The 12,845-nt window shown below is 41.7% G+C and carries 9 protein-coding genes; 2 read left to right on the top strand and 7 right to left on the bottom strand.

Translation table 11 applies throughout. From position 1 onward, the window contains the following. Positions 1 to 130 precede the first annotated feature (130 nt). The 4 genes from ACX17N_RS00340 to ACX17N_RS00355 form a co-directional block, all read right to left on the bottom strand. On the bottom strand, positions 131 to 1,588 hold the full coding sequence (locus ACX17N_RS00340) for an OmpA family protein (RefSeq protein WP_458890611.1): 1,458 nt from the start codon (positions 1,586 to 1,588) through the stop codon (positions 131 to 133). A 153-nt stretch (positions 1,589 to 1,741) separates the two neighbouring features. Further along, the gene (locus ACX17N_RS00345; RefSeq protein ID WP_458890612.1) at positions 1,742 to 2,977 is read right to left on the bottom strand and encodes a dihydroorotase; all 1,236 of its coding nucleotides are present in this window, start codon (positions 2,975 to 2,977) and stop codon (positions 1,742 to 1,744) included. Between the two features lie 9 nt (positions 2,978 to 2,986). Then, on the bottom strand, positions 2,987 to 4,003 hold the full coding sequence (locus ACX17N_RS00350) for an aspartate carbamoyltransferase catalytic subunit (RefSeq protein WP_458890613.1): 1,017 nt from the start codon (positions 4,001 to 4,003) through the stop codon (positions 2,987 to 2,989). 250 nt (positions 4,004 to 4,253) lie between these two features. Next, positions 4,254 to 4,607, bottom strand: coding sequence for a hypothetical protein (locus tag ACX17N_RS00355; protein ID WP_458890614.1), 354 nt, complete (start codon positions 4,605 to 4,607; stop codon positions 4,254 to 4,256). A gap of 254 nt (positions 4,608 to 4,861) precedes the next feature. Between ACX17N_RS00355 and rlmKL the strand changes: the two genes are divergently transcribed. After that, complete coding sequence (gene rlmKL, locus ACX17N_RS00360) at positions 4,862 to 7,066, top strand: bifunctional 23S rRNA (guanine(2069)-N(7))-methyltransferase RlmK/23S rRNA (guanine(2445)-N(2))-methyltransferase RlmL (RefSeq protein ID WP_458890615.1); 2,205 nt, start codon at positions 4,862 to 4,864, stop codon at positions 7,064 to 7,066. Between the two features lie 60 nt (positions 7,067 to 7,126). Here the strand turns inward: rlmKL and ACX17N_RS00365 are convergent, their stop codons facing one another. The 3 genes from ACX17N_RS00365 to ACX17N_RS00375 form a co-directional block, all read right to left on the bottom strand. Continuing rightward, positions 7,127 to 8,416, bottom strand: a complete 1,290-nt coding sequence (locus ACX17N_RS00365; RefSeq protein WP_458890616.1) for a DUF945 family protein — start codon at positions 8,414 to 8,416, stop codon at positions 7,127 to 7,129. A 210-nt stretch (positions 8,417 to 8,626) separates the two neighbouring features. Continuing rightward, positions 8,627 to 11,206, bottom strand: coding sequence for an ATP-dependent chaperone ClpB (gene clpB, locus ACX17N_RS00370; protein WP_458890617.1), 2,580 nt, complete (start codon positions 11,204 to 11,206; stop codon positions 8,627 to 8,629). Positions 11,207 to 11,530: 324 nt separating this feature from the next. Beyond that, positions 11,531 to 11,953 (bottom strand): OsmC family protein, encoded by a 423-nt coding sequence (locus ACX17N_RS00375; RefSeq protein WP_458890618.1) that lies wholly within the window; start codon positions 11,951 to 11,953, stop codon positions 11,531 to 11,533. Positions 11,954 to 12,101: 148 nt separating this feature from the next. On the opposite strand from ACX17N_RS00375, the gene crp reads away from it, so the two are divergent. Continuing rightward, complete coding sequence (gene crp / locus ACX17N_RS00380; RefSeq protein ID WP_458890619.1) at positions 12,102 to 12,809, top strand: cAMP-activated global transcriptional regulator CRP; 708 nt, start codon at positions 12,102 to 12,104, stop codon at positions 12,807 to 12,809. The last annotated feature ends 36 nt before the right edge of the window (positions 12,810 to 12,845 follow it).

The raw sequence follows: 12,845 nt of genomic DNA on the forward strand, positions 1-12,845 counted from the left end.
TGTTCTGTTTAAGATTGACAAAAATTTAACCTAATAAAAAAGGTTAATGTCGAATATCCACATTAACCTTCTGATTAGAATTCAGTGAGATCCATAGAGCCCCAACTCGCTTATAGATACAAAATATTAATCAATAACCCTCCGTGATCCCCGCTTCATTGACCTGTCGCACTTTACCTGTGTCTTTATTCATAACTTTAAATTCAATTCTGCGGTTTTTAAATTGCCCTTCTGGCGTGCCATTTTCCGCAATTGGTTGCTCGGCACCGAATCCGACCGCTTGCAATTTAGCTGGATCAACACCTTTTTGTACCAAATAATCCATCACAGCTTGTGCCCGCTTCACAGAGAGCGCTTTATTTTCTTGTGCTGAACCGACATTATCTGTATGCCCTTCTATGACCAATTCCACTTGTGGAGCACGTTTAAGTAATGCGGCTGCCTGATCCAGAATCGACTTATTTAATTCTGGAATATCACTCGAATACGGTTCGAAATTAATAATTTGTAGATTTAGTGCTGTCGCAACATCCAGTGCCCGGATATGTTCAGGATTCAGGCTGGATAATGCTTTCTCAGCATCACTAATACTACTATCCACCGCTTGATTGATGTCTAAAGGCTGCTGGGTCAAAATTTGCATGTTTTTCACCAAAGGCTTAATTTTTTCAGCCAGTTCTGAAGCCCGCACATTACTTTCTGCTTGTATGACCAATTGATCACCCATCCATGTGAGTGAAACATTCGGTTGATCCTTTAAGATTTTGAGTACACTTGGTATTGCATCCTGATCAATAAAGGCACTATGCAGCTGACTATTATCATCTGCACCACAACCAACTGGATGGACAAAAATCTGCTTCACTTCTCCCTGTAAAATATCAATATAAGCTTTATCTGCAATCAAGATTTGACAGGTAACCAGCTGACCATCACTGCCTGTTGTGAGCTGAAACTTCGCTGGCATACTCGCAACCGCGCTACCTTCTGGCATCGGGCTAGGCTGATCTTTTGGACTGCACATTTTCAACAGTAAAACAGCAATCACCCCAAGCACAATAATCAATAAAATAGGTACCCACCATTTTCTCTGTGCTGTTTTATGATGTGAAGCAAGTGCCGTTGGTGCCTGATGCACGGTGTGCCCAACTAGCGTATTTACTCCCAATGCCGCAAGTAAAGGTTTTGCCCATAAGGGTAGCGCGACCTCTATATCGGTACTATGATTTTGCAAGAAATGTTCGATTGTATGAACATTACTAGAACCCGCTTGTGCTTCTAACACCCCCAAGGTCGGTGCAATGGCATGATTCAATGTTTCTTCTATTTCTGACGGCGGAGCAGTCGCACCAATCGCCTCTATGAATTTTTCTTTGAGCGATACGTGGGTTGTAAAAATATCATTTAAACGCGGGTTCAAATGATTCTGTAGCTCCGTGATATATTCAGGTTTATCCTTTAACAAGCTTAATAAAATGGGATAAAAATTATCGAGCGCGTGCTTTTTTTCCAGTAAATGTTCAGTCTCCGACTGTAATACAATGGGGGTGACTTGTTGCTGTAATAATTCAATAATATTGGTAAGCATTTCCTGCCCTCTTATTCTTCTGATGTTTCACTAAAATAGTGTATATGTTCGTTTTTTATACAGTGTAAATTATTGTATTTTCTCAAGCTACATTCAAACATTCCAAATAAAAGAAGCCAGCATTTGCTGGCTTCCACAACATCTATCCGGACTTTAGCCAATAAACGTTTGTACAACTTTACCTGTTAAAGTCTGGTTAATTAGTGGTGTGTTTTTACCTTGGGACAGAATACTGTCTTTGGTCAACGTCCATTCAAGTTCCGGATCAACCAACACCCAACCTGCTTCGTTTAACCAACGTTCTTCCATATTGGCAACTTTTGCAGGGGCTAAGGTGACCTTTTCAACCCATTGTAATGGACTAAATAAGCCTTGTTTCACCAAGTCCACACCCAAAGACACATAGGTATCAAATGCAGTAAAACCAGGCTCTGTTTCAGCAAAAGGTGCCATTTTGGCCGAGCTGCTTAATGGTTCATGGTGCGTACAAATCGCATCGATCACACCATCTTTTACCCCTTGACGTAAGCGCTCTTGATCTTTTTCTGAACGTAATGGTGGACGTACATGCGCCAAGGCATTAAAACCATCAATTAAGCTATCGGTTAAATGCAATTGATGCATGGCAACATCCGCAGTCACCGGTAAGCCTTTTTCTTTGGCAATACGAATTAACTCAACCGAAGCCCCACAAGACAACAAGCTAAAATGCGCTTTAACCCCTGTCGCTTCAATCATCAGCAGATATTTAGCAATCGCAACCGTTTCAGCCAAAGCTGGAATCATCGGCAAGCCTTGGCGTGACGCGATGAAGCCTTCATGTACACAACCATCTTTCGCAATTTGCGGTTCTTCTGCATAGAAAACCACCGTCAACCCTAAACCTGCGGCATATTCCAACGTACGAATCACGACATCATCATTGGCAAAAGGCGCATTGGCATTTGAAACAGCCGTACAACCACCTTTTTTCAAGGCTGCCATGTTAGCGGGTTGCTGGCCATTTAGACCCTGAGTTTGCGCACCAATCACTTGGAGATAAATACCACCATCCAGCATGGCTTTTTCCACTAAACCATGAATTAAGGCACCATTGTCCTGCACAATCGGTTTTGAGTCTGGTGGCGTAATAACATGCAGAATACCATTCTCGCGGGCTGCTCGACCTTCAGATTTTAAAGTCCCATGCTGTTGTTGACCTGGCTCACGTAAGCGCGCGCACAAGTCCACCATGGTTGGCATTAACCATTTACCCTGACCATCAATTGTGCTTTCAACCTGATCGGATGCCGCGACCAATTTACCTTGCTGAAGATAAACGGTTTGCACAGCATCGGTTTGCTGAATAGGGTCTAAGACACGGACATTTTCAATTTTTACAATACTCATGACGTTCCCTTATCCTGCAATTGCGTCTAATAAACCTTGTTCTTGTAACTGCCCCTGCATCGACAGGGCTAAGACTGCCATACGCACAGCAATGCCATTGGTGACTTGATTTAAAATCACCGATTGCGGACCATCAGCAATACTGGAATCAATTTCAACCCCACGGTTCATCGGCCCTGGATGCATGACAATACAGTCAGGCTTGGCTAAAGCTAAACGTTCTTTGTTCAGACCAAACATTTTGTAAAATTCTGCTTGTGACGACAGTGCTGGCGAATCAATACGTTCATTCTGGATACGCAGCGTGATAATGACATCACAATCTGTCACCCCTTCGTCCATTTTGTTAAATAAACGCACCCCAGCACCATATTCTTCAAAACCATGGGGCAATAAAGTATTTGGCGCAATCACACGAATATCGTTACAGCCCAAAGTTTGTAATGCTGCCACATCAGAACGTGCTACACGCGAATGCTTGATATCACCAATGATGGCGACACTGAGTTCTTCAAATGGCTTCTTAGTTTCACGGCGGATGGTCAGCATGTCCAGCATCGCTTGCGTTGGATGCGCGTGACGACCATCCCCAGCATTGATAATCGCAACATGCGGGCAAACGGTATTGGCAATAAAATGTGCTGCACCTGAAGATGAATGACGTACAACAAAAATGTCTGCCGCCATCGCTTCTAAATTCCACAACGTATCACGTAGCGTTTCGCCTTTTGAGGTACTTGAGCGTGCAATATCAATATTTAGCACATTGGCAGATAAGCGCTTCGCCGCAGCTTCAAATGTTGTACGAGTACGGGTGGAATTTTCAAAGAAAAGGTTCATGACCGTACGACCTTCAAGAAGATTGTTGGTTATGAGCTGATTTTGGTCATTAAAAAAGGACTGCGCTGTGTCCAATATTTTCGTGAGAGTGGCTTTCGATAGCCCTTCGATAGTGAGGAAATGCTTTAAATTTCCATCTTTATTGAGTTGAATCTGACTCGGAGTATGCAATGCAGCCAAGTGCATGAGAGATTCCTTATACGTTAAGTTAACGTATTATACAGAGATTCCCTTTATTTGGCAGTTGAAGTTTTCATCATTCACAGTAAATCTATGACGATAATAAAAATGAAACCTGAATTTCCTATGCAATATTTCAATCAGATAATTTAAACAAAATTGATCTCTGCACCTTGCGGCGACCAATCATCATAGATTGAGTGCGCATGATGATTGGCTTTAATGAGATGCTCAGCACCCTTTCATGCAACAAAATTTAACGTAATGCACCAATATAGTGATGATGTACTTGTGCACGATAGATTTCTTCTTCAGTGACTTCATCTTTACGAGGCTGTATAGGCTCAATCATGCGTTCAGCCATCCCTTCAGGTTCAATCTCTGTATCCAAATCCATAAAACTGCGTAAACGCTCAGCCTGTCGCACCAGTTCCGCATCCCCTGTTGCGCATGCCAAATCAACGACGTGTCTTGCATACGCTTTATTTTCTGCAAGATACAGTGCATCAATGACACGTCCAGAAACGCGGCGTAACCGTGTATAAATTAATGTCGCAGCTGAAAAAGCCTCAGGATGAGCAACGAATCCATGATTAGACATCTCTTTCATTCAATCCCCCAGTTTTATTAAATTTAATACGAATCAATCTTTCACAACAAAAGCATGAGAAGAAACACGGCATCAACCTCTTGCCCTTTATGCCTATAGAGTTAGCAAAATACATACCAGTTTATGAGAACTGTGCTTGAAAATATGATTTTTTTTATGATCTGTTTAGCCAAACATGCAATTTAAAAAGCTTTCAAAGCCAAAATCAGTTAAACTTTAGGAAGTATTTTTTTAAATTTTGGTCTATCTAATTTATGAATAGCTCTTCCCGTTTAAGCAACTATTGGGTCACATGTGCAGATGGGCTAGAAACCTTACTCCAAGAAGAATTACAAGGTCTAGGCATCGAACAAATTGAACGCTTTCCAGGGCGTTTAGTTTTTAAAGGCACATTAGAACATGCCTACCGTATTTGCATGTGGTCACGTTTGGCTTCACGTGTGCTACTTCCTATTCATACTCATGAATTAGAACGTAGTCATGATGCGCGGGATGTTGCAGAAGAACTCTATGAAGGTGCCATCAGCTTTGACTGGTCTTTGATTTTTGCACCACAAAGCACCTTTGCAATTCGTTTGCATGTTGAACGCGAAATTATGGTGAACAGCCAGTTTGCAACTTTACGTGTGAAAGATGGTGTAGTTGATTCCTTTATGGAAGCTGTAGGACGTCGACCAAGTATTGACACCAAACAGCCTGAAATTACCCTATATGTTTTGGCGGGTAAAACTGAGCATACTTACTGTCTCGATTTATCTGGTGATTCCTTACATAAGCGTGGCTATCGTCGTTTCATGACTGATGCACCTATTAAGGAAAACCTCGCTGCGGCTATTTTGCAAAAAGCTAAATTACAGCAATTAAACCCTGACATTATTCTCGACCCAATGTGTGGATCGGGTACCTTCATTATTGAATCATTAATGCTGTTAACAGACCGCGCCCCTGGCCTGGTTCGTCGTTTTGGTTTTAATGGTTGGAATGGCCATAATCACGATTTATGGATGTCGATTAAGGCTGAAGCTGCCGAGCGTCATCAACAAGGGATGGCAAAACCATTACCAAAACTTTATGCATTTGATGCGGATTGGGAAGCGGTTAAAGCAACCAAGCAAAATATTATTGCCGCGGGTTTTGAAAGCCTGCTCGACCAGATTCAGATTGAAGAACGTACTTTATCTGACTGGCCTGACTTTGAACTCGGCAACCAGACAGCCTTTATTGTGACTAACCCACCGTATGGCGAACGTTTAGGCGATAAAGCCTCAAACCGTGCCTTATATTTGGGTTTATCGGCATTATTGCAAAAGAACTTCCCAAATCAAACTGCAGCAGTCATTGCTTCCGCAGTTGAGCAAGCAGATGTCATGGCGTTCAGCGATCCGCAAACCATGCGTTTGATGAATGGTAAATTACCGATTTACATTCGTTTAGGTAAAATCAAACCTACAACGGTCATGAAACCTTTCCTTGAAACTTGGCAACCACTGCAATTTGAACCAATTGAAGGCGCAGAAGATTTTGCCAATCGTTTACAGAAAAATATGCAAACCCTGAAAAAGTGGGCAGTCAAAGAAGGTGTATTCTGTTTGCGTTTATATGATGCAGACTTACCCGACTTTAATGTTGCAGTAGACTTGTATGGTGACCGTCTGCATGTTCAAGAATATGCTCCACCGAAAACAATCGATCCAGAAAAAGCTAAAAAGCGTTTTAATTTAGCTTTAGCTGCTATTCGTGCGGTCACAGGCTTAGGGCGTGATGCAATCTTTATTAAGACCCGTGCACGTCAGGAAGGCAAGAATCAGTACACCAAACAAAGTACGGCTTCAAAACGCTTTATCGTGCAGGAAGGTCAGGCCAAAATTTTAGTCAACATGACCGACTATCTAGATACCGGCTTGTTCTTGGATCACCGCCAAATTCGTTTACGAATTGCCAAAGAAGCGCGTGGTAAGCATTTCCTGAACTTGTATAGCTATACCTCAACGGCGAGCTTACATGCGGCTTTAGGCGGTGCTGCAAGTACGACTAGCGTCGATTTGTCGAATACCTACCTGAACTGGTCAAAAGAAAACTTTGTCTTGAATGGTTTAACTGTCGATCATGCCGATGAACAACATCAATTCTTTGCCAGTGACTGTTTTGAATGGCTGAAAGAAGGTCATGAACAATATGACCTGATTTTTATCGATCCACCGACTTTCTCAAACTCGAAGAAGTTTTACGGCACTTTTGACGTGCAGCGTGACCATGTATCACTGCTTAAACGTGCCATGAACCGTCTAACTACTGAAGGGACTTTATACTTCTCAAACAACTACCGTGGTTTTGAGTTGGATGAAGAAATTGAGGCGATGTTTGATGTGCAAGAAATTACCCAAGACACCATTGGTCCAGACTTCAAACGCAATCAAAAAATCCACCGTGCGTGGAAAATTCAACATCATCCAATCTAATCCTAAATAAAAAAAGACCGCGTAAGCGGTCTTTTTTTATAGACTAAAATAGAAAAAAACTTATTCCGTTAAAAATTTCTTTTCACCATATTTATATTCCATCGACATTTTCATGACATCTCCATCACGCTTTAATTGTCCTGACTGCTGCATACTGCTGAACATACTTTCAAGTTCTTGATCAGACATCGGCTGCTGTGCCTTACCCGGCAAACTATTCATAATGGATGCGACCATGTTTTTATCAAACCGCATATCGGCTTTGTATTCAACCAAGCTCGGCACCATACTCACCATGCCTTTCAAAGTTTTTTGGTGACTTGGCATAAAACGCCCCGTCAAACTGGCTTTCGCCTCCCCTGTCCCGACCTTGAGTTGATTATCCTTAGACTCAAACTTAAATCCTTCATTCATCACAGCAAGTAAGGCGGGCTCCAGATCGTCCAATAACTTCTCTTTTGCGAGACAACTATTTTCACTCTTTTCTAGAATATCGAAGAAAGTCTGTAGCTTGGCTCGATTCACATCCAATAAATTGAAATTGAACTCAATATTTTGCATGGCGGGTGAATAAGGAACTTTCATTTCATCAGCTTGAATTGAAAATTTCGTATTCAATACTCGTTCCGTCAAATCACTTTCAGCTTCAATCCGATAGTTCTTTAGCTCGGCACTCATCGGAGTGTTCAAACCACGATCCGACATTTTCAACAAGTCCATATGGACCTTGGTTTTACCCGCTTCCAAATATTGCCCACTTAAGCCCTGATTGGTTTCTAGCGTGAGACCCGTCATTTGAAAGTGCGAATCGGCATCCATCACAGTTAAATTTGGAATCTTTAATTTCAGATCCAGTATTTTCAGCTGGTCATCTACAGGTTTAGCCCGATATTCGAGAGTGACTGGATCTAACCGTGTCTGTAATTGTGCTTCTTTACGACTAATCACAGGGGTGGTCAATGTTGATTTCATACTACCAAGCCAGTTGACCTGTGTATCAAGCTTTAATGGTTCGTTCAACAAGGATTTCAGCGCACTATTCGCTTGTACAACTTTTATATCGGACTGAATATGATATCCATTCCAACTGCGCTGAATATGATCGCGTCCAGTGAGCTTAATCAATTCTTTAGGTTTACATGGATCGAGCAGCAATTCTGCAGTCCAATCAGCACTGCCTTGCAAGGTGCCCATCTCAAAATTTTGGTAATTTAAACTTAAATTTTTACTGGGTTGTTTGGCTTCTTGCTGGTAGTAGCTCTGTAAGCTTTTATCGGCATATATATTCCCTCCAACAGCCAGTGTAGCCACGGCTACAATCCCTCCAATACCCCACGTTATTTTAGACATCTATATATCTCATATTGTCTGTTTATTATGTGTAAGCAGTATAATCAAAAACCTGAATTAAAGATAATTAATTTGCAAATAAAGCACTTATTAGAGATTTTTATCACAGAATAGTGCTAGAAAATGTCAGTTTTCGCCCTAAAAAATACATTGATAACCAGATTTTTACAGGCACAAAAAAACCAGCCGAAGCTGGTTTTTTTTGAAGGATTAAATCAATTTCATTTTATCAAAGACCAACTGTCCATGATCCGCTTTAATCAAAATGGTATCGCCTGGCTGAAATTCCGCTGCGAGAATTTTCTGCGCCAGTGGATTTTCAACTTGTTGTTGAATTGCACGTTTTAATGGGCGCGCACCATAGATTGGGTCAAAGCCAGCATCAATCAATAAATCGAAGGCAGTATCTTCAACCGTCAAACTCAAATCACGCTCAGCCAAACGATTGCGTAAGCGATCCAATTGAATATCTGCAATGCCGCGAATCTGCGCTTTTTTCAATGAATGGAAAATCACCAATTCATCAATACGGTTAATAAACTCAGGGCGGAAGTGTTGAGATACAGCCCCCATCACCACGGCACGTACTTCATCGTCTGTGGCACCTTCACCCAACTCGCGAACATCTTGTGAGCCTAGATTAGAAGTCATAACAATAACAGTATTCTTAAAGTCAACTACTCGACCTTGGGAATCTGTTAAACGACCATCATCCAAGACCTGCAACAAAATATTGAAGACATCTGGATGTGCCTTTTCGACTTCATCGAATAACACCACGCTATAAGGCTTACGACGCACGGCTTCGGTTAAGACACCACCTTCCTCATAACCTACATAGCCCGGAGGTGCCCCGACCAAACGGCTCACCGAATGTTTCTCCATGAATTCACTCATATCGATCCGAATCATGGCATCATCACTATCAAACAGGAAGTTCGCCAGTGCTTTGGTTAACTCGGTTTTACCCACCCCTGTTGGTCCTAAGAATAAGAACGAACCACTCGGACGGTTTGGATCAGATAAGCCGGCACGGGAACGACGAACTGCATTCGACACAGCAACCACCGCTTCATCTTGCCCAACCACGCGATTATGCAGGAACTCTTCCATCTGCAACAGTTTTTCGCGCTCACCTTGTAACATTTTCGACACTGGAATACCTGTCGCAGCACTCACAACTTCTGCAATCTCATTATCGGTAACTTTGCTACGCAACAATTTTGGTGCTTCATTTTCTTCTGCAACCTCAATATGCTCCAACTGCTTTTGCAATTCAGGAATCACCCCATACTGCAAGCGCCCAGCTTCCGCCAAATCACCTTCACGTTGCGCTTTTTCTAGGGCAATACGCGCTTGATCCAACTTCACTTGAATGTCTTTGTTACCTTCAACCAAGGCTTTATCAGCGCGCCAGATTTCTTCCAGATCGTTATATTCTTTCTCAACCGTCGCAATCTGTTCTTCAAGGTGCTTAATTTCACCTTTAGCCCCAGCATCTTCATCTTTCTTGACGGCTTCCAGCTGCATTTTGAGCTGAATCAAACGACGATCCAACTTATCCAAGGCTTCAGGTTTAGAGTCTAGCTCCATTTTAATCCGCGATGCTGCTTCATCAATCAAATCGATGGCTTTGTCGGGTAATTGACGATCGGTAATATAACGGTGTGACATTTTCGCTGCTGCAATAATCGCAGAATCGAGAATCTGCACCCCATGGTGCGTTGCATATTTCTCTTTGAGTCCACGTAAAATTGCAATGGTGTCTTCTACACTTGGTTCATCGACCAATACTTTTTGGAAACGACGCTCTAAAGCTGCATCTTTTTCAATATATTGACGATATTCATCCAGTGTGGTTGCACCAACACAACGCAGCTCACCCCGGGCTAATGCAGGTTTTAACATATTACCTGCATCCATTGCACCGTCGGCCTTACCCGCACCCACAAGCGTATGTAGTTCATCAATAAATAGAATGATCTCACCTTCGTGTTTGGCTAAATCTTTCAGTACCGCTTTTAAACGCTCTTCAAATTCACCACGATATTTAGCACCAGCAAGCAACGAACCCAAGTCTAAAGAGAGAACGCGTTTGCCTTTTAAGCTTTCAGGCACTTCACCATTGACGATACGCTGCGCCAAACCTTCAACAATGGCAGTTTTACCCACCCCAGGTTCACCAATCAGCACAGGGTTATTTTTGGTTCGACGTGACAAAACTTGAATAGTCCGACGGATTTCATCATCACGCCCAATCACAGGGTCAAGTTTTCCATTCAAAGCACGTTCATTTAAATCAATCGTATATTTATTCAGTGAATCACGCTGATCTTCATGATTATTACTCATGACCTTCTCATCCCCTCGAATTTTATCAATCACTTTACGCAAGCTATCGCTTGTTACGCCTACGCTATTTAATAATGACTTGGTTGCTCCTACTTCAGCGAGCGCTAATAACACCCAATCGGTTGAAAGGAACTCATCCCCTACTTTTTGCGCATAACTATCTGCCAGATTTAACGCTTTCACCGCTTCTGGACTCAGATTGATGTCCCCAGTTGGATTGGCAAGGGTTGGAGCATCTTTAATGGCTTGCTGTAATTTGCTTTGCAAATCACGTAAATTGGCACCCGCCTGTTGAAAAATACTGGAATTCGAAGCTTCTTCCAACAAGATCGACAGCACATGAATGCCTTCAATAGAGGTATGATCCTTACCCATAGCCAAGGATTGTGCATCAGAAAGTGCTTGCTGCAGGCGGTTTGTAAATTTCTCGAAACGCATTCTTGTTATTCCTCACAACAAATTTTTAACTTGTAAGATATATGGGAACTTATTTTTAGATTTCAAATTAATTTTCACATATTTTTCAGAAACTTAAATATAAAAATATGCTGTAGCTTAGTTATAATATTGGTATAGTTATTTTTATTTTCAAGAGTGTTGATGTAATTTTTTTACCCAACCGTCTTAAAGCAAATAACCGCCTATTCCTACAAATAATATCGTCTTGCAGATGAAGTCTTAAAAAGACAAACCACGACCTCCCAACAATAAAACGATGACTAGAATGAAAACAGGCTGGTTTAAACCAGCCTGCATTTGCAATTATTCTGCTTCAATAATCTCAAAATCATGTGTGATGATTACACCACCATCAGACAGCATTTTACTGGCCGAGCAATACTTTTCAGCAGACAATTCTACGGCTTTGGCAACCTGTTTTTCCTTCACCGCCTTGCCCGTAACCACAAAGTGTAAATGGATTTTAGTGAACACCGCTGGAATGCTATCGGCACGCTCAGCTTGCAATTGACATACAACATTTGTCACATCTTGACGAGATTTTTTCAAAATGGTCACAATATCGAAGGAAGCACACCCACCAAGTCCCATTAATATGAGTTCCATGGGACGTGGTCCACGGTTTTCACCCCCATACTCAGGGGAGCCATCCATGACTACACTATGACCACTTTCTGATTTCGCTTCAAAAGCAACATTCTCTAGCCAATGTACACTTGTTTGCATTGCAACTACCTAAAAAAAGCTATAAATTTACCGTGTACCTGTACACTAACATAATTTGAGTTGATAAGGAATTTCACCTCTTCTGTGTGACAAGTTCATTTTAGGTCTTGTGCGATCTATTACTTATCCATTTTCGGAAACCAAAAGCATGACTTCAAACTTTTCACAGCTGAGCACTGATGCGCTATCGCCAGGTCAATTACCTGAATCAGTCAAGGCACTATTAAAACGAGCATATATAAACCGTTACCCAAAACGTACAACTATTGTCGACGCTGGAACAGAATCAAAATCACTTTATTTGATTTTAAAAGGGTCAGTATCTATTATTTTACGTGAAGATGATGAACGTGAAATCGTAGTTGCATATTTAAATCCTGGGGACTTCTTCGGAGAAATGGGGCTATTTGAGGCAAATCCTCAACGTACTGCCGAAGTTCGTACACGCGACGTATGTGAAATTGCAGAAATCACTTACGAAAACTTCCACGAGTTAAGCAAACAGTACCCAGACCTAAGCTATGCTGTATTTGCTCAGTTAGTCCGTCGCTTAAAAAATACCACACGTAAAGTTACTGACCTTGCATTCATTGATGTTTCTGGTCGTATTGCACGTTGTTTGATTGATCTTTCTGCTCAACCTGAAGCCATGATCCTACCAAATGGTCGTCAAATCCGTATTACCCGTCAAGAAATTGGCCGTATTGTGGGTTGTTCGCGTGAAATGGTTGGTCGTGTTTTGAAAACCCTTGAAGATCAAGGCATGATTCAAACTGATGGTAAAGCCATTCTTATTTTTGATGTATCTTTAGAGCAGTCTAATACAGAAGACGACTATGAAGATGATGAAGAATAAATCTTCAAACCTAAAAAAAGCAAATCGAAAGATTTG

The organism is Acinetobacter sp. GXMZU3951 (assembly GCF_054457875.1).

What these genes read in the sequence shown, in the direction of transcription:
- ACX17N_RS00365 (WP_458890616.1), bottom strand. Translation starts at nt 8,416, where the DNA reads ATGTCTAAAATAACGTGGGGTATTGGAGGGATTGTAGCCGTGGCTACA.
- ACX17N_RS00375 (WP_458890618.1), bottom strand. Translation starts at nt 11,953, where the DNA reads ATGCAAACAAGTGTACATTGGCTAGAGAATGTTGCTTTTGAAGCGAAA.
- rlmKL (WP_458890615.1), top strand. Translation starts at nt 4,862, where the DNA reads ATGAATAGCTCTTCCCGTTTAAGCAACTATTGGGTCACATGTGCAGAT.
- clpB (WP_458890617.1), bottom strand. Translation starts at nt 11,206, where the DNA reads ATGCGTTTCGAGAAATTTACAAACCGCCTGCAGCAAGCACTTTCTGAT.
- ACX17N_RS00340 (WP_458890611.1), bottom strand. Translation starts at nt 1,588, where the DNA reads ATGCTTACCAATATTATTGAATTATTACAGCAACAAGTCACCCCCATT.
- crp (WP_458890619.1), top strand. Translation starts at nt 12,102, where the DNA reads ATGACTTCAAACTTTTCACAGCTGAGCACTGATGCGCTATCGCCAGGT.
- ACX17N_RS00355 (WP_458890614.1), bottom strand. Translation starts at nt 4,607, where the DNA reads ATGAAAGAGATGTCTAATCATGGATTCGTTGCTCATCCTGAGGCTTTT.
- ACX17N_RS00350 (WP_458890613.1), bottom strand. Translation starts at nt 4,003, where the DNA reads ATGCACTTGGCTGCATTGCATACTCCGAGTCAGATTCAACTCAATAAA.
- ACX17N_RS00345 (WP_458890612.1), bottom strand. Translation starts at nt 2,977, where the DNA reads ATGAGTATTGTAAAAATTGAAAATGTCCGTGTCTTAGACCCTATTCAG.